Genomic DNA, 15,672 nt, shown 5'->3' with positions numbered 1-15,672 from the left:
CCCCGCCCGTCCGCGCCGGGCTCCACTAGGCGGCGGAGGCCGGTGCCTCCACCGTGCTCGGCTCCCGCTCGTCGGGGTCGGCGTCGCTCTCGGCCGCCCGCGCGGCGGGGATGAACACGGCGACCGCGGCGGCGACCAGCGCGGCGCCGCAGCCGATCATCAGGCCGGTGCGGAAGCCTGCCTCCGAGGGCAGGCTGAAGCCGCCGAGTGTGGTGGTCATCTGGGCGAGCACCACACCGACCACGGCGGCGGCGGTGGAGGTGCCGAGCGCGCGCATGAGCGTGTTGAAGCTGTTGGCGGAGGCCGTCTCGGAGAGCGGGACGGTGCTCATGATCAGCGCGGGCATGGCGCCGTAGGCGAGGCCGACACCGGAGCTGACGACGAGGGACACGATCAGCAGCCCCCAGGTGGTGCCCATCAGCACCAGCGCCAGGCCGTAGCCGACGCCGATCACCAGGGAGCCGGTGACCAGGGTGAACTTGGGGCCGCGGGCGTTGGTGAGCTTTCCGCCGAGCGGGGAGAGCGCCATCATCATCAGCCCGGCCGGGGCCATCCACAGCGCCATGCCCAGCATCGACTGGCCCAGACCGTAGCCGGTGGCCTCAGGCAACCTCAGGAGCTGCGGAGTGATCAGCGACTGCGCGTACATGCCGAAGCCGACAAGAACCGAGGCCACGTTGGTGAGCAGCACGCGCGGGTGGGCGGTGGTGCGCAGGTCGACCAGCGGCTCGCGGGTGCGCAGTTCCCAGAAGCCCCAGGACAGCAGCAGGACGGCGGCGCCGGCGAAGAGGCCGAGGGTGGTGGCCGAACCCCAGCCCCAGTCCGCGCCCTTGGACACGGCGAGCAGCAGGCACACCACTCCGCCGCCGAGGCCGAGGGCGCCGACGTAGTCGAAGCGCTGCCCCTTGGCGCCGGCCGGGGTCTCGGGGACGAGGAACCAGATCATGGCGGTAACGGCGACGGCCAGGCCCGCGGCGCCCCAGAACAGCACCCGCCAGCTGGCGTACTGGGCGACGGCGGCGGCGATCGGCAGGCCGAGGCCGGCGCCGATGCCGAGGGAGGCGCTGACCAGGGCGATGGAGCCGCTGAGCTTCTCCGGCGCGATGACGTCGCGCAGCAGGCTGATGCCGAGCGGGACGACGCCCATGCCGATGCCCTGGAGGCCCCGGCCGACGATCATCGGCACGACGGTCGAGGACAGGGCGCACACCACCGAGCCGATGATCAGCGGGGCGCAGCAGACCAGCAGCATGCGGCGCTTGCCGTGGAGGTCGCCGAGGCGTCCGCCGATGGGACCGAAGACCGCGCCCGTCAGCAGCGTGGCGGTGATCACCCAGGTGGCGTTCGCCGCGCTGGTGTCGAGGATCGTGGGCAGGTCGGTGAGCAGCGGGGTCACCAGTGTCTGCATGATCGCGGCGACGATGCCCGCGAGCGCCAGGGTCGCGATGACACCACCCGGGCGGGTGGCGGGCGGTGGGGTGGCCGTCAAGGGGGTTCCTCCGTGCGATGTGACCGGTGACGGGGCATACGTCATGCACCTGGCGTGCAGCATACCTGCACCATGCATCGCACACTCTTCATGCATGATGCACATTACGGGTACGCTGCCTGGCTCGGTGGGCGGGGCGGGCCCGCCGGGATGGAAGGATCGCCCTGGCGGTGTCCGCAACGAGGAGGTAGGCGACCGTGGAAGATCCGACGCGCCGGGTCGAGTACGAGAACATGCTGCTCGGGCGTTACCAGCATCTGAGCCAGAGCAAGGGGCGCCGCAAGGACTCCACGCTGGAGCGCAGCGCGTACATCCTCCTCAGCCGGATCCGTGTCGAGGGACCGATGTCGATCGGCGAGCTGAGCGACGCCTTCGGTCTGGACGCCTCCACGCTGCGCCGGCAGACCGCCGCCGCGCTGAAGGCCGGGCTGGTCGAGCACACGCTCGACCCGGAGGGCGGGGTGGCCCGGAAGTTCCGTATCACCGAGGAGGGCGAGCGTCGGCTGGACGAGGAGCGGGAGGGCAATGTCCGCAGCCTCGGCACGGTGCTGGAGGGCTGGTCCGAGGAGGACATCACCGGCTTCGCGGACTACCTGGAACGCTTCAACACCAGCATCGAGCGGCTCCACGGCAAGACCTGGCCGCGGCCCTGACGGGTGTCGAGCGGGCCCGGTAGCCTCGGGGGCATGCGGATCTCTGTCTCCTCGGACATGGACGAGCCCGTCGCCCGCTTCCTCCTCACGGAGTTGCGGGGCCGGGGCCACGAAGTGGTGACGTACGGCGCGCTGCGCGCCGGGGACGACGCCCGGTGGGCGGTCTGTTCGGAGGCGGCGGCGCGCGAGGTCGCCTCCGGCGCGGCGGACCAGGCCGTCGTGTGCTGCTGGACGGGCACCGGCGCGTCGATCGCCGCGAACAAGGTGCCCGGCGTACGGGCCGCCCTGTGCACGGACGCCTACACGGCGGACGGCGCCCGCCGCTGGAACGACGCCAACGTCCTGGCGATCGGGCTGCGGCTGACCTCCGAGCCGCTGCTCAAGGAGATCCTGGACGCCTGGTTCGCCGCCGAGGCGAGTGGCGACACCGAGGACCGGGACAACGTGGCGCACGTGGAACGGCTCGACGTCAGCCGGGGTACCGGCCGGGCCGGATGAAGACGGGCTCCGCCCACGGCGGTGGCTCCGGCGGCGCCTCGGGCGGCCCGGACGCCTTCGGCGCGGCGGCCCGGGTCGGCGTGTGCCCCGGTGGGACGCCGTGCCCCGTGTCCACCGCCCGGAGCGCGGCCACGAAGGACAGACAGGAGTCGTAGCGGTCGTCCGGCGACTTGGCCAGCGCCGTCGCCATGACCTGGTCCACGGCCGGGGACAGGTCGGGCCGCCCGCCGGTGAGCGGGGGCGGCTCGTCGTACTGGTGGGCCCACAACAGGGCCATGTCGTCGTCCCGTTGGAAGGGTGGCCGGCCCGCGAGGGTCTCGTGGACGACACAGGCGAGGCTGTACACGTCGCAGCGGCCGTCGACGGGCTTGCCCGAGATCTGCTCCGGGGCCACGTAGTCGAGCGTCCCCACGAACTGGCCGACGCTGGTGAACCCGGTCAGCGACAGCGACTTCTTCGTCAGACCGAAGTCGGTGAGGTAGACGTGCTCGGGGTGGTCGCTGTCGGTGCCCTGCGCGACCAGGATGTTGCCGGGTTTCACGTCCCGGTGCACCAGCCCGTGGTCGTGCGCGGCGTCCAGCGCGGAGGCGACCTGGGCGGCGATCCGGGTGGCGGTCGTCACCGGCAACGGGCCCTCCCGGTCCAGGAGATGCCGTAGATCGCTGCCGGCGACGTACCGCATCGCGATGTAGAGGACGCCGTCCGTCTCGCCCGCCTCGAAGACGGGCACGATGTGCGGGTGGTCGATGGCGGCGGCCACCCGTGACTCATGGGTGAAGCGGCGCCGGAAGGTGTCGTTGCGGGCGAGTTCCGGGGCGAGCAGCTTCAGTGCGACGGTCCGTTCCAGCCGCAGGTCCAGCGCCTGGTAGACGACGGCCATACCGCCGCGGCCGATCTCGCGTTCGATGCGATAGCCCGCGATCTGCCGCCCGACCAGCTCCGAGGGACGTCCCGCGTACGGCTGGGTGTCACTCATCGCGGGTCACCGGCGGCACCAGCCGGGTGGGTTCGTCGTCGCTCGCCCTGTGCGGGGCCGCCCGCCGCTCGGTCGGCGGGTGCCCGGCCGGTGCGCGTTCGGGTTCCTGTACGACACGGGTCGGCTCCGGGGTGGACTCCGGTGCCGGAGCCGGGGCCGGGGCCGCGACCGGCGGTACCTTCGGGCCAGCCGGGGTCTCGTGCGGTGTCTGGCGCGGTGTCTCCTGCGGTCGCTCCCCCACCGCGAACGTGCTCAGCCGGTTCCCGTCGCAGTACACCCACCGCTCGTGCGCGGCGTCGAACAGCCACAGCGACTCGCCGTCGACGACGAGCCCGATCCGCAGCCCCTTCGTCCGCTCCCGGAAGGCCTCCCCGTCGCGGTGCCCGGCGGCCAGCGCCTCCGCCTCGGTGCGGTAGCGGGTCAGGGCCTCCTCCGCACGGGCGAGCAGCGGGCGCGGGTCGGCGGTCCGGGCGGCGTCCGCGCCGGCGGCGGGCGGGTCCTGCGGTACGGCGACGAGGAGACGGCCGTCGACCCACGCGGACCAGCCGTTGGCGCACAGGACCCGGCCCCAGTCGCCGCGCCGTTCCAGGAGCTGGACCGGCAGCAGCGCGTCGAGGGCCACGGTGGGGTAGGAGGGGTCGGGGGCGTCCCAGGCGGACAGACCGCCCGGCGGGACGACATGGGTGGGGAGGAAGCCGGGGGTCGTCATCGCGGCTACTTCCGCATCACCGCGGGTTCGCGGCGGCGCAGCAGCCGGGCGACGAGCCAGCCGCAGAGCAGCGAGAGGACGACGAGCATCCCCAGGTCGAGCAGCCACACGCCCGCCGAGTGCGCGAACAGCGGGTCCGAGGTGTCGGGGACGATCCGTTCGAGGTCGATCGTGCCGGCCATCGCGGCGAACGCCCACCGCGACGGAACCAGCCACGCCAGCTGTTCGAGGACGATCGTGCCCCGCACATCCAGCAGGGCGCCGCAGAACACCACCTGGACGATGGCGAGGAGCACCAGCAGCGGCATGGTGACCTCCTCCTTGCGGACCAGCGCGGAGACGAGCAGGCCGAGCATCATCGCGGTGAACGCGAGCAGCGCCACGGCGATCGTGATCTCGGCCAGCGGTGGCAGCAACACGCCTTCGCCGCCGGGGGCGTTGAGGTCGACGCCGAGCAGGGCGACCAAGGTGAGGACGACGGCCTGGAGGACGGTGACGGTGCCGAGGACGACGACCTTGGACATCAGATACGCGGATCTGGACAGCCCTACGGCCCGTTCGCGCTGGTAGATCACCCGTTCCTTGACCAGTTCGCGCACGGCGTTCGCCGCGCCCGTCAGCACTCCGCCGACGCACAGGATGAGCAGCGCGTTCATGGCGGTCTCCCGGTCCAGGGTGCTGCCCGCGAGGGCCCTGGCCATCGCGCCCATCACGAACGGCAGCGCGATCATGATGGCGAGGAAGGTGCGGTCGGCGCCGAGCGCGGCCGTGTACCGGCGGACCAGGGTGCCCAGTTGGGCGCCCCAGCTCTGCGGTTTGGGCGGCGGCGCCACCGCGACCGGTTCGCCGTCGTCCCCGCCGTCCTCGTCGAACAGATGCAGATACGGCTGTTCCATGGCGGCGGTGACGTACTGCCGCCGGAACGGCGAGTCGCGGTACTCCCCCGCCCAGTCCCGGTCCCGGTCCCGTTCGAAGGCCTCGAAGGCCTCCGGCCACTGCTCGAAGCCGAAGAAGGCGAGGCTGTCGTCCGGCGGCCCGTAGTAGGCGACCCTGCCGCCGGGCGCGAGGACGAGGAGGCGGTCGCAGACGTCGAGGCTGAGGACGCTGTGGGTGACGACGATGACGGTACGGCCGTCGTCGGCGAGGCCGCGCAGCATGTGCATCACCGAGCGGTCCATGCCGGGGTCGAGGCCGGAGGTCGGTTCGTCGAGGAACAGCAGGGAGGGTTTCGTCAGCAGTTCCAGGGCGACGCTGACGCGTTTGCGCTGGCCGCCGGAGAGGCTGTGGATGGGCTGGTTTGCGCGCTGTTCGAGGCCCAGTTCGCGGATCACCTCGTCGACCCGGGCCTGCCGCTCGGCCTTCGCGGTGTCCTGCGGGAAGCGGAGTTCGGCGGCGTAGGAGAGGGCTCTGCGGACGGTGAGCTGGGCGTGCAGGATGTCGTCCTGCGGGACCAGGCCGATGCGCTGGCGCAGCTCGGCGTAGTCGCGGTACAGGTCGCGGCCGTCGTAGAGGACCGCGCCGCTGTCGGCGGGGCGCTGCCCGGTGAGGGCGTTCAGGAGGGTGGATTTTCCGGCGCCGCTCGGCCCGACCACGGCGAGGAGGCATTTCTCGCCGACCGGAAACGACACCCCGTCCAGCAGCGTCTTCCGGCCGCGGTCGACGGCGACGGTGAGTTCCTGGACATCGAGGGACACCTCGCCCGTGTCGACGTACTCCTGGAGTTCGTCGCCGACCAGGCAGAACGCGGAGTGTCCGATGCCGACGATGTCACCGGGAGTGACCGGCGCCCGGTCGACGGGCGTGCCGTTGAGGAAGGTGCCGTTGTGGCTGCCAAGGTCGACGATCTCGTACGTGCCCTCGGGTCCCTCGGGCCGTGCCCGCAGCTCGGCGTGCCGGCGGGAGACGACGAGGTCGTCGATGACGAGGTCGTTGTCGGAGGCGCGGCCGATGCGGACGGTCCGCTCGGGGAGCGGGCGGACGCTGGTGGGCTGCCGGAAGGTGCCGGTGGAGGCGGGGCGGAGGATGCCGGAGGGGCGCTCGGGGGCGCGGCCGGTGAGGACCGCGCGGGGGCCGTCGGGGAGGCTCCCGAAGTGGATGACGGTGCCGGGGCCGACGTCCCACTCGTGGACGCGGTGGCCGTCGGCGTACGTGCCGTTGGTGCTGTTCTCGTCCTCGATGGTCCAGTGGTCCGTCTCGGCCCGCAGTACCGCGTGGTGCCAGGAGACCCGGTCGTCGTCGAGGACGACGTCGCTGCGCGGGTCGCGGCCCACGTGGTAGGCGTGGGACGGGGTCATCACGGTGGAGCCCGACTCGGTCTCCAACACGAGCTCGGGCGCAGTCGGTGCGATCGACCGCTCTGCCATGCCGAAAATTCTACCGATCCGTCCGGATTTGCGCGCCCGGCCGGGTCGGGGGCGCGGTCAGGCGGCGGGGGCGGCGATTCTCTGGGCGATGCGCTGCATGCGGACGGCGTCGACGGACTCCGCGAGCAGCTCGTACTCCGTGGTGTCGTCGTTGGTGGCGATGCGGACCAGGTTTCCGGCGGCCAACTCCTCGGCGACCAGGTCCTGTTGACCGTCGTCGGTGGTCCAGGCGCGCAGCTGGCTCGGTACGTCGGGTACGGTGTCGGCGACCGGAACGACCGCGTTCGGGGGGAAGTTGGGGTTCTCGGGTCGCGGGTCGAGGCGTTCGGCGATCCATAACGCGCGGTCGCGCATCCACCACAGCGCGAGCGCGAGTGTGGGGGCGCGGTAGGTACCGAGGGGCACACCGACGCGTCGGCCGTCGCACCAGCCGTACGCGGTGACATGGCACAGGAATTCGTCGTGCACGTTTCGCTCCCCCGATCGTTACGCACAGTGACATGGTGAACGCGCACGGGTGCGCGTTCGTTCACGACTCAATCGCCCTGCCTGTCGAGTATCGACACTCCTGACCCTCTGTCACCATGCCAATTCAGCCAGTCTCCTGGCATATGCGAGGGCGTGCCTGGCCGAAACACGGCGAAGGGCCCGCTGAGCGGGCGTTTCTGGCGTCACCGGCAGCGCGGGGGCGGCTACCGGACCCGATCGTCTCCGTCCCATACGCAGGACATCGGCGGAGCGTTCAACGGGCCGGGCGCCCCTGAACAGCACGGGGCGTAGCCCGTGCTGTTCAGGGGCGCGGGGAACTGCGCGAGAAGCCCCACCGGGCCGCAGGTGGCCCGAGGCCGGACGGGAGACTAGGCCTTGCCCTCGATGATCGCGTCGATGCGGGTCAGCTCGTCCGCCTCGAAGTCGAGGTTGGCGATGGCACCCACACTGTCCTCGATCTGCCGCGCACTGCTCGCGCCGACGAGCGCGGAGGTGACCCGGCCACCCCGCAGCGTCCAGGCCAGGGCGAGCTGGGCCAGGGTCTGGCCGCGGGACTTGGCGACCTCGTCCAGCGCGCGCAGCCGACCCACCAGGTCCTCGGTGACGGCCTCCGACTTCAGGAACGGGCTGTCGCTCGCCGCGCGGGAACCCTCCGGGATGCCGTCGAGGTAGCGCGAGGTCAGCAGCCCCTGCTCCAGCGGGGAGAAGACGATGGAGCCGACCTGGAGTTCGTCGAGGGCGTCGAGCAGACCCTCGCTCTCGGGGCGCCGGTCGAGCATCGAGTAGCGCGGCTGGTGGATGAGGAGCGGGGTACCCAGCTCGCCCAGGATGCGCGCGGCCTCCCGGGTCTGCTCCGCCGAGTAGTTGGAGACACCGACGTACAGCGCCTTGCCCTGCTGGACCGCCGAGTGCAGCGCGCCCATCGTCTCCTCCAGCGGAGTCTCCGGGTCCGGGCGGTGCGAGTAGAAGATGTCGACGTAGTCCAGGCCCATGCGCTCCAGGCTCCGGTCGAGCGAGGAGAGCACGTACTTCCGGGAGCCCCACTCGCCGTACGGGCCCGGCCACATCAGATAGCCGGCCTTGGTGGAGATGACCAGCTCGTCGCGGTACGGCGCGAAGTCGGCCTTGAGGGCCTCGCCGAGGGCGGACTCGGCGGAGCCGGGCGGCGGGCCGTAGTTGTTGGCCAGGTCGAAGTGGGTGACGCCCAGGTCGAAGGCGCGGCGCAGGATCGCGCGCTGCGTCTCGACGGAACGGTCGGGGCCGAAGTTGTGCCACAGGCCGAGTGAGAGCGCGGGAAGTTTCAGACCGCTGCGTCCGGTGCGCCGGTAGGGCATGTCCGCGTAGCGGTCGGGGTGTGCGGTGTACAACGCGACTCCAGAGAGGTTGGCACGGGAGGACCGAAGTCCCTGAGAACCGGTGTCCACTCTTTCGCGACCTGGGGGCATTGGTCCAACAGAAGAATCCGATGGGATTCAGCGCCTACGCTTCTCAGTCATGGAACTCCGCCATCTCCAGCACTTCGTCGCGGTCGCCGAGGAGGAGCACTTCACCCGGGCCGCCGAACGGCTGCTGGTCTCCCAGTCGGGTCTGTCCGCCTCCGTCCGGGCCCTGGAGCGCGAGCTGCAGACCCCGCTGTTCGTACGGACGACCCGCAGGGTGATGCTCACCCCGGCCGGGCGGGCGCTGCTGACCGAGGCGGAGCGGATCCTCGCCCAGGTGCGGACGGCCCGGGAGGCGGTGGCCGCCGTGCAGGGCGTGCTGCGCGGGATGCTCGCGCTGGGGTCCGAGCAGTGTCTGGCCGGGCTGCGTGTGGCCGGGCTGCTGGCGACGTTCCGGCGGCGGCACCCGGATGTGGAGATCTGTCTGCGGCAGGCGGGCTCGGGCGCGCTCGCGGAGGAGGTCGCGAGCGGGCGGCTCGATCTGGCGTTCGCCGTGCGGACGGCCCAGGAGGACACAGACCAGCTGCGCGTCGTACCGCTGTCCAGCGAGCCGATGACCGTCCTGTGCCATCCGAGCCACCGGCTCGCGGCGGCCGGGGCCGGCGCCGCGGTGACCCCGGAGGAGCTGGGCGGCGAGGTCTTCGTCGACTTCCACCCGGACTGGGGTCCGCGCCGCGCCACCGACGCGGTCTTCGCGGCGGCGGGCGTCCGCCGGGCCGTCGCCCTGGAGGTCAACGATGTGCACAGCCTCCTCGAACTCGTCGACGAGAACCTCGGCATAGCCGTCGTCCCCCGCCACTTCCGGCACAAGCGCGACTCCCTCACCGCGCTCGCCGTCAAGGGCACGAGCGAGAACGTGTACGAGACGGTCGCCCTGCTGCCGCCCCCACAGGCCACCAGCCCGGCGGCGCGTGCCCTGATGGGGCTGCTCGACCCGCCGGCCGGGTGCTCCGAGGTCAGTCGGTAGGGGAGTACCACCGGCGGTTCAGGGTGTCGTACTCGTAGCGCGGCAGCCCCTTGATCGCGGTCGTACGGAACGGGCGGCCCGCGTCGTCGATCCGGACCGTGCCGGTGCGGCCCTCGGAGGACCAGTCCAGTTCCAGGTACCAGCTGCAGTCGCAGGTCTCGGTGTCGGCGGAGATCATCAGCACCTCCGGGTCCTCGGCCGACACACGGTACGGAAAACTCACGGCCGGGATCTTCACGTCCAGGTCGGCGCCGTCGACCGGGCGGACGATCGGCCGGTCCTTGTCCAGATCCACGTCGAAGTACCGGGGCGTGACCCGTCCTCCGCAGCCCTGGTCCATCCCGTAGGCGTTGCCCCCGGCCGGAGCCGCGCGTCCCACGACCCGCACCCGCATCGCCGTCAGCACGACGGCGGTGGACTTCCGCCCCTGCACGGTGATCTCCACGATCGTGTTCCGGCCGTGCACTGCCTTCTGGGTCGCGGCCCAGACGCCCGCGTCCTGCGGCGCGGGCGGCGGGGGCACCTCGCCGGGCGGCTTGGCGACGACGTAGTCATGACCGCAGCCGAGCGCCCAGGCCTGTGAGTTGGCCGTCCAGGTGAGGGGCACGCCGGTGGCCGGGGGCCGGCGCTCCCCGGTGTCGTCGTCCTTCGTGGGGCTGGGCTCGGGCTCGTCGCTCGGAGTGGGCGTGGGTGAGGGGCTCTTCGTGCCGCTGCCGTCCCGTGACGGGGACGGGGACGGGCTCGTGGGCGCGGTCGACGGGCGCTGGGCCGCCGAGCCCGTACGCGAGGGGGGCGGCGCGCCGCCCCCTACGCTGCCGTCCGCCGAAGACCCGCCGGACGGCAGCACGGTCAGGCTGCCCAGCGTCGCGACGAGCACCGCGGCGACGGCCGCGCTGACGAGGGTGCGCCGACGGCGATGCCAGGGGCGGCGCACCGGGGGCACCGACGCGGGCACGGCGACCGGGTCGACCGGACCTGTGGATTCGACCGGTTCTACGGGCCCGACCGGCTCTGCGGGCTCGACCAGCTCTGCGGGCTCGACCAGCTCTGCGGGCTCGACCAGCTCTGCGGGCTCGACCGACCCGGCGGCCTCGGCGGACTCCGCGGGCGGCTCGGCGGGCGCGGCCGACTCCAAGGGATCGGCGGAATCGACGGCCTCGGCGGGCCGGACCGTCGCGGCCGACCCGGCCGGTGCCGGTGCCGGTTCCGGTGCGGCCGCCCCTCCCCCACCCGTCCGCGCCCGCTGCCGCGCCGCGACCGCCGGCAGCCACAGCCGGTGCAGTTCGAGCCGTTCCTCCGCCGTCGCCCCGCAGAGCGCGGCGAACCGCTCGACGGGCGCGAAGTCGAGCGGAACCGTGTCGCCCGCGCAGTAGCGGTGCAGCGTCGAGGTGTTCATGTTGAGGCGGCGGGCCAACTGCCCGTAACTGCGGTCCGTGCGTTCCTTGAGCCGTGTGAGCGACGCCGCGAACTCCCGCACGTCGTCCGGTACTGCCGACACTGTTCTCCACGTCCTCCCCGTCCCGGGACGGCATCCCAGGCACTCCCCGTACAGGCACGTCAGAAGGGCTGGGATGGTTCCATGGCCGCTGATCGGCCGCCCGCCGTTGCGCTCACGCCCGGTGACGGCCGATGCTTCTGGTGTCGCCCCGACCAGGGCCGGACGGACCATCCGGCGTCGGGCGGCGAGGAACCACCACTCACTCATCCACGGGGGACAACCATGCCCAAGCGCACCCGAGCCCGCACACTGGCCGCACTCGTCGTGGCGGGCCTCGCCGCCGGCTCCGCACTCGCCGCCGGCGCCGTACCGGCCGCCGCCGCGAAGGCGAGCACGCCGAAGTACCTGTCGGCGTCCGAACTCCCGCCGCACCCCTCGTCCTCCTGGACGGCGGGCAAGATCGAGGACGGCGTCCCCGAGGAGCTGGAGTACTGCCTGGGCGACGCGTTCCTGGCCTACGACGTCAACCACCGCTCCTTCCGGACGGACCTGGAGACCAGCGCCCGGCAGGTCGTCGTCGTCACGGGCAGCGACAGCAAGGCCAAGGCACTCGCCACGCGGCTGAACAAGGACTTTCAGGACTGTGTCAGCGACTCCTCCGACCCGGACGTCGAGGCCGAGTACCGGGACCTCGGGACGCTGCCCGTGGAGGAGGGCGCCCGTGTCCACGGGGTGGCCACCGTGACGTCCTGGGGGGCCATGGACATCCGGCTCCTGTCCGTGGGCCGGGACGGCCGGACCGTCACCGTCGTGGACTGGGGGCAGATGGGCGGCTTCAAGGACGCGCCCGTGAAGGCCTTCAAGAAGACGACGACCACCGCCGTCGACAAGCTCCACCGACCGACCACCGACCGCACCGCGAACCACACCGCCGCAAGCTGACAGGTGTCCCGCAGCGCCGGATCGGGGGACCGGCGCTGCAGGGCGAGGGGGGTGGGCCGGGGGCGGTGCGGGCGCGGGCCGGATGCCCGATGGTGGACGTATGGATGTGCAGGACGTTCTCATCGACGCGTACGGCCGGATCAAGGAGGAGGTCCACGCCGCCGTGGACGGGCTCTCCCCGGCGGACCTCCACGCCCGCCCCGCCCCCGACGCCAACTCCGTCGCCTGGCTGGTCTGGCATCTCACCCGGATCCAGGACGACCATGTCGCCGACGCCTCCGGGGCGGACCAGGTCTGGCCGTGCCAGGGCTGGGACAAGCGGTTCGGGCTCGCGCTGCCGTCCCGCGACACCGGGTTCGGACACAGCCCGGCCCAGGTGGCGAAGGTGCGGGTGGACTCGGGTGACCTGCTCACCGGTTACTTCGACGCCGTGCACACGCGGACGCTGGAGTTCCTGCACGGCCTCCGCCCCGGCGACCTCGACCGGATCGTGGACGAGCGCTGGACCCCGGCCGTCACCCTCGGCGTACGCCTGATCAGCGTCCTGGCCGACGATCTCCAGCATGTCGGCCAGGCCGCGTACGTACGGGGACTGGTACTGAGCGAGGGGTCCTAGGCGGCGGACGCGTAGCCGGGCAGGACCACGTCCTCGATGAGGGCGTTGCGCTCGTCGAAGGGGAGGAAGGCGCTCTTGAGGGCGTTGACGGTGACCGTGCGCAGGTCGTCGAGGGTCCAGCCGGCCTCGTCGACGAGCAGGGTCATCTCGCGGGTCATGGTGGTGCCCGAGACGAGCCGGTTGTCGGTGTTGAGGGTGACGCGGAAGCCGAGGTCCTTCAGCGCCGTGATGGGGTGCTCGGCGATCGAGCCGGCCGCGCCGGTCTGGAGGTTGGATGTGGGGCACATCTCCAGGGCGATACGGCGGTCGCGCACCCAGGAGGCGAGACGGCCGAGCTTGCCGCCCGCGAGGTCGGGGATGTCCTCGGTGATCCGGACGCCGTGGCCGATGCGCTGCGCGCCGCAGACCTGGAGGGCCTGGTGGATGCTGGGCAGCCCGTGGGCCTCACCGGCGTGGATGGTGAAGGGCACGCTCTCCCGGCGCAGGTGCTCGAAGGCGGCCAGGTGGTCGGCGGGCGGGAAGCCGTCCTCGGCGCCCGCGATGTCGAAGCCGACGACACCGGCGTCCCGGAAGGCCACGGCCAGGTCGGCGGCCTCACGGACCCGGTCGAACATCCGCATCCCGCACAGCAGCGTGCCGACGCGGACCGGGGTGCCCTGGGCCGCCGCCTTGGCCATACCGGCGGCCAGGCCCTCCTGCACGGTCTCGACGACCTCGCTCATCGTGAGCCCGCCCCGCGTGTTCAGCTCCGGCGCGTAGCGCACCTCGCCGTACACCACACCGTCGGCGGCCAGGTCGAGCACATACTCCTCGGCGGTGCGCAGCAGGCCCTCGCGGGTCTGCAGCACGGCGAGGGTGTGCTCGAAGGTGGCTATGTAGCGCACCAGGTCACCGGAGTTGGCCGCCTCGTAGAACCAGGCCGCGAGGCCCTCCGGGTCGGTCTCCGGGAGGGTGTGGCCGACCTCCGCCGCGAGTTCCACGAGCGTGGCGGGGCGCAGACCGCCGTCGAGGTGGTCGTGCAGGACGGCCTTGGGCAGGCGGCGGATCACTTCGGCGTCTATGCGCGTAGCAGACATGGCGTTCGTTCCTCGGCAGGTGGTGCGGTGGGGTGGAGTGGAGGCGTGATTACGGGGTGGCGGGCTGGAGGAGGTCCCAGCGGTTGCCGTACAGGTCCTCGAAGACGGCGACGGAGCCGTACGGCTCGTGGCGCGGCTCCTCCAGGAACCTGACGCCCGCGGCCCGCATCCGGGTGTGGTCGCGGGCGAAGTCGTCGGTGTGCAGGAAGAACCCCACACGGCCCCCGGTCTGGTCGCCGACCCGGGCGCGCTGCGCTTCGTCCTTGGCGCGCGCCAGCAACAGGCCGCCGCCCTGCCCCTGTCCGCCGCTCTCCGGCTCGACGACGACCCAGCGGCTGCCGTCGGGCCTCGGTTCGTCCTCGACGAGCGTGAAGCCGAGCGCCTGCGTGTAGAAGCGGATCGCCTCGTCGTAGTCGTCGACCACCAGGGTGACCAGGGCAATGCGTCTCATCGGGGCCTCTCCGGCGGCTCGGGGTTCCCGGGAGGTTATACGTAACACGCGCCGGACGCAAATGGCATTTCGCGGTACCGGTCCGAGGGTGACCCAGGGCACGGCGGAGGGCATGGCGAAGGCCCCCTGCACGGCAGGGGGCCTCGGGGTCGGAGCGGGCCGGAGCTCTGGTCACGGCCCTGGTCGCGGCCCTGGTCGCCGGGGAGGGCCGGAGCCCGGGGTCACTCGCCCGGGGAGGCCTTGCGGAGGGCGGCGATGCAGGTGTGGAGGGCCTGCTGCAGCTCCTCCAGGCGCTCCAGCATGTCGTCCTCGTAGATCGCGTCGAGGTCGACGGCGTCGTCGAGGGTCAGTTCCTCGAAGACCTTGGTCGCCTTCTGGAGGCTGCTGTAGAACTTCGTCCGGCGCTCCTGGACCCGCAGTTCGGGGTCGGCCTGCACGGTCTGGACGACGAGTTCCTTGACGGTGTCGTACGCCTCCGTCGCCCACTCGCCGGTGTCCTCGTCGTCGTCCAGCTCGTCGATGAGGGACAGGTGCCGCTCGGCCTCGGCGCGCAGTTCGGCGGTGGCGTCGATGACCTGCCCGGCCGGGGTCTTGACCTGCCCGTTCTCGACGATCTGCCGGACGTACCCGATCCGGCTGGCCGCCTGGGTCTCGTTGGCGACGGCCTTCTTCAGCTCGTCGGTGCGGGCGATGTCCCGGGCCAGCTCGGTCTGGAGGGAGGGGTCCTCCTTGAGACGGTCCAGGAGGGCGGTGCGGGCCGCCTGGGCGGTGGAGGGGTCGGCGAGGATCGCGGCGCGCAGCGCGGTGGGGTTCTCGGCGACCTCCAGCGCCTTGGTCGGGCGGATACCCTCGGCCTCGGCGGCCGCCGTGATCGCGGTGCCCCGGTCGGAGGTCGCGCTGGACCGGGAGCTGTAGTACGTCAGCCAGACGTCGGAGTCGGGGAGGTCGATCTCCGCGCCGGGGGCCAGCGCCTCGAAGTGCGGCACCATGCCGTCGTCGGCCGCCTTGTCCCACGCCTTGTAGTACCGCATGACCCGCTCCGGGGAGCACCCGGCGAGTTCGGCGAACCGCTTCGCCGACACCTTGGGCGTCTCGCCGGGCGCCTCCCCGCCGGGCCGCACACTCCGCGCCACCTTCAGCGCGAACGCCCAGCCGCCGGTGCGCGCGTACACCCCGAACTTCCGGGCATCGCGGGCGACTTGCTCGTCCACGACATCCGCGGTGTCCCCGGCGTCCCCAGTGTCCCCGGCGTCCGCAAGGTCTGCGGTGTCCGACGTGTCCGCGGGGGTGGCGTCGCCGGAGGGCTGCGCCGGCACCTCGGCAGCGGACACGTCCTCCCGGACCGGCTGCTCCTCGACCTGCGCCTGCTCCTCGACCTGCGCCTGCTCCTCGACCTGCGCCTGTTCCTCGACCTGCGCCTGCCCCTCGGCCGCGCCCGGTTCGACCCAGAATCCCTCGTCCTGCGGCGGAATTCCCCCGGTGGCCTCCGGTGTGGCGGGCGTCTCGTCGGCGGGCGGTACGGCCGATGCGGAGTGGGCGGTGGCTACGCTCACGGGTGACTCTCCC

The 15,672-nt window shown here is 72.3% G+C and carries 14 protein-coding genes and 1 pseudogene; 5 read left to right on the top strand and 10 right to left on the bottom strand.

Going from position 1 to position 15,672, the window contains the following annotated elements; translation table 11 throughout:
• Window positions 1-25 precede the first annotated feature (25 nt).
• On the bottom strand, window positions 26-1,489 hold the full coding sequence (locus ACZ7MG_RS04075; protein ID WP_471392281.1) for an MFS transporter: 1,464 nt from the start codon (window positions 1,487-1,489) through the stop codon (window positions 26-28).
• A gap of 197 nt (window positions 1,490-1,686) precedes the next feature.
• On the opposite strand from ACZ7MG_RS04075, the gene ACZ7MG_RS04070 reads away from it, so the two are divergent.
• Window positions 1,687-2,142, top strand: a complete 456-nt coding sequence (locus ACZ7MG_RS04070) for a MarR family winged helix-turn-helix transcriptional regulator (protein WP_471392279.1) — start codon at window positions 1,687-1,689, stop codon at window positions 2,140-2,142.
• A 33-nt stretch (window positions 2,143-2,175) separates the two neighbouring features.
• The gene (locus tag ACZ7MG_RS04065) at window positions 2,176-2,640 is read left to right on the top strand and encodes an RpiB/LacA/LacB family sugar-phosphate isomerase (RefSeq protein ID WP_471392276.1); all 465 of its coding nucleotides are present in this window, start codon (window positions 2,176-2,178) and stop codon (window positions 2,638-2,640) included.
• Here the strand turns inward: ACZ7MG_RS04065 and ACZ7MG_RS04060 are convergent.
• The 5 genes from ACZ7MG_RS04060 to mgrA all read right to left on the bottom strand — a co-directional run bounded on the left by ACZ7MG_RS04060 (window position 2,612) and on the right by mgrA (window position 8,544).
• A complete protein-coding gene (locus ACZ7MG_RS04060) occupies window positions 2,612-3,616 on the bottom strand; it encodes a serine/threonine-protein kinase (protein ID WP_471392273.1) in 1,005 nt (334 codons plus the stop codon). The two genes, ACZ7MG_RS04065 and ACZ7MG_RS04060, sit on opposite strands and share 29 nt — an antisense overlap.
• Complete coding sequence (locus ACZ7MG_RS04055; RefSeq protein WP_471392270.1) at window positions 3,609-4,325, bottom strand: SH3 domain-containing protein; 717 nt, start codon at window positions 4,323-4,325, stop codon at window positions 3,609-3,611. The genes ACZ7MG_RS04060 and ACZ7MG_RS04055 overlap by 8 nt, the downstream gene beginning before the upstream one ends.
• Window positions 4,326-4,330: 5 nt before the next feature.
• Window positions 4,331-6,688, bottom strand: coding sequence for an FHA domain-containing protein (locus tag ACZ7MG_RS04050; protein WP_471392267.1), 2,358 nt, complete (start codon window positions 6,686-6,688; stop codon window positions 4,331-4,333).
• Window positions 6,689-6,745: 57 nt separating this feature from the next.
• Window positions 6,746-7,156: a hypothetical protein gene (locus ACZ7MG_RS04045; protein ID WP_152166710.1), complete on the bottom strand. Its 411-nt coding sequence runs from the start codon at window positions 7,154-7,156 to the stop codon at window positions 6,746-6,748.
• Between the two features lie 389 nt (window positions 7,157-7,545).
• Window positions 7,546-8,544 (bottom strand): L-glyceraldehyde 3-phosphate reductase, encoded by a 999-nt coding sequence (mgrA, locus tag ACZ7MG_RS04040; protein WP_471392264.1) that lies wholly within the window; start codon window positions 8,542-8,544, stop codon window positions 7,546-7,548.
• A gap of 127 nt (window positions 8,545-8,671) precedes the next feature.
• On the opposite strand from mgrA, the gene ACZ7MG_RS04035 reads away from it, so the two are divergent.
• Window positions 8,672-9,583 carry a LysR family transcriptional regulator gene (locus tag ACZ7MG_RS04035; RefSeq protein WP_471392261.1) on the top strand — a complete coding sequence of 304 codons (912 nt, stop codon included), beginning with the start codon at window positions 8,672-8,674 and terminating at the stop codon, window positions 9,581-9,583.
• A gap of 1,339 nt (window positions 9,584-10,922) precedes the next feature.
• Here ACZ7MG_RS04035 and ACZ7MG_RS04030 read toward each other — a convergent pair.
• Window positions 10,923-11,252: pseudogene (locus ACZ7MG_RS04030) on the bottom strand (helix-turn-helix domain-containing protein); the annotation flags it as partial.
• A 51-nt stretch (window positions 11,253-11,303) separates the two neighbouring features.
• On the opposite strand from ACZ7MG_RS04030, the gene ACZ7MG_RS04025 reads away from it, so the two are divergent.
• Window positions 11,304-11,963 (top strand): hypothetical protein, encoded by a 660-nt coding sequence (locus ACZ7MG_RS04025; protein WP_471392259.1) that lies wholly within the window; start codon window positions 11,304-11,306, stop codon window positions 11,961-11,963.
• A 100-nt stretch (window positions 11,964-12,063) separates the two neighbouring features.
• The gene (locus ACZ7MG_RS04020) at window positions 12,064-12,579 is read left to right on the top strand and encodes a mycothiol transferase (protein ID WP_471392257.1); all 516 of its coding nucleotides are present in this window, start codon (window positions 12,064-12,066) and stop codon (window positions 12,577-12,579) included.
• On the opposite strand, the gene ACZ7MG_RS04015 is transcribed toward ACZ7MG_RS04020, so the two are convergent.
• The 3 genes from ACZ7MG_RS04015 to ACZ7MG_RS04005 all read right to left on the bottom strand — a co-directional run bounded on the left by ACZ7MG_RS04015 (window position 12,576) and on the right by ACZ7MG_RS04005 (window position 15,659).
• Window positions 12,576-13,655, bottom strand: a complete 1,080-nt coding sequence (locus ACZ7MG_RS04015) for an adenosine deaminase (protein WP_471392254.1) — start codon at window positions 13,653-13,655, stop codon at window positions 12,576-12,578. The two genes, ACZ7MG_RS04020 and ACZ7MG_RS04015, sit on opposite strands and share 4 nt — an antisense overlap.
• 49 nt (window positions 13,656-13,704) lie before the next feature.
• Window positions 13,705-14,106, bottom strand: coding sequence for a VOC family protein (locus tag ACZ7MG_RS04010; RefSeq protein ID WP_471392251.1), 402 nt, complete (start codon window positions 14,104-14,106; stop codon window positions 13,705-13,707).
• A gap of 221 nt (window positions 14,107-14,327) precedes the next feature.
• Entirely contained in the window at window positions 14,328-15,659 is a 1,332-nt protein-coding gene (locus ACZ7MG_RS04005) for a hypothetical protein (protein WP_471392248.1), read from the bottom strand.
• Window positions 15,660-15,672: the final 13 nt, after the last annotated feature.

The organism is Streptomyces sp. NPDC107538 (assembly GCF_055657445.1).
The sequence above is the reverse complement of the archived record's forward strand: the minus strand, read 5'-3'. Positions and strand labels throughout refer to the sequence as shown.

What these genes read in the sequence shown, in the direction of transcription:
- ACZ7MG_RS04020 (WP_471392257.1), top strand. Translation starts at nt 12,064, where the DNA reads ATGGATGTGCAGGACGTTCTCATCGACGCGTACGGCCGGATCAAGGAG.
- ACZ7MG_RS04010 (WP_471392251.1), bottom strand. Translation starts at nt 14,106, where the DNA reads ATGAGACGCATTGCCCTGGTCACCCTGGTGGTCGACGACTACGACGAG.
- ACZ7MG_RS04065 (WP_471392276.1), top strand. Translation starts at nt 2,176, where the DNA reads ATGCGGATCTCTGTCTCCTCGGACATGGACGAGCCCGTCGCCCGCTTC.
- ACZ7MG_RS04055 (WP_471392270.1), bottom strand. Translation starts at nt 4,325, where the DNA reads ATGACGACCCCCGGCTTCCTCCCCACCCATGTCGTCCCGCCGGGCGGT.
- ACZ7MG_RS04015 (WP_471392254.1), bottom strand. Translation starts at nt 13,655, where the DNA reads ATGTCTGCTACGCGCATAGACGCCGAAGTGATCCGCCGCCTGCCCAAG.
- ACZ7MG_RS04025 (WP_471392259.1), top strand. Translation starts at nt 11,304, where the DNA reads ATGCCCAAGCGCACCCGAGCCCGCACACTGGCCGCACTCGTCGTGGCG.
- ACZ7MG_RS04035 (WP_471392261.1), top strand. Translation starts at nt 8,672, where the DNA reads ATGGAACTCCGCCATCTCCAGCACTTCGTCGCGGTCGCCGAGGAGGAG.
- ACZ7MG_RS04050 (WP_471392267.1), bottom strand. Translation starts at nt 6,688, where the DNA reads ATGGCAGAGCGGTCGATCGCACCGACTGCGCCCGAGCTCGTGTTGGAG.
- ACZ7MG_RS04060 (WP_471392273.1), bottom strand. Translation starts at nt 3,616, where the DNA reads ATGAGTGACACCCAGCCGTACGCGGGACGTCCCTCGGAGCTGGTCGGG.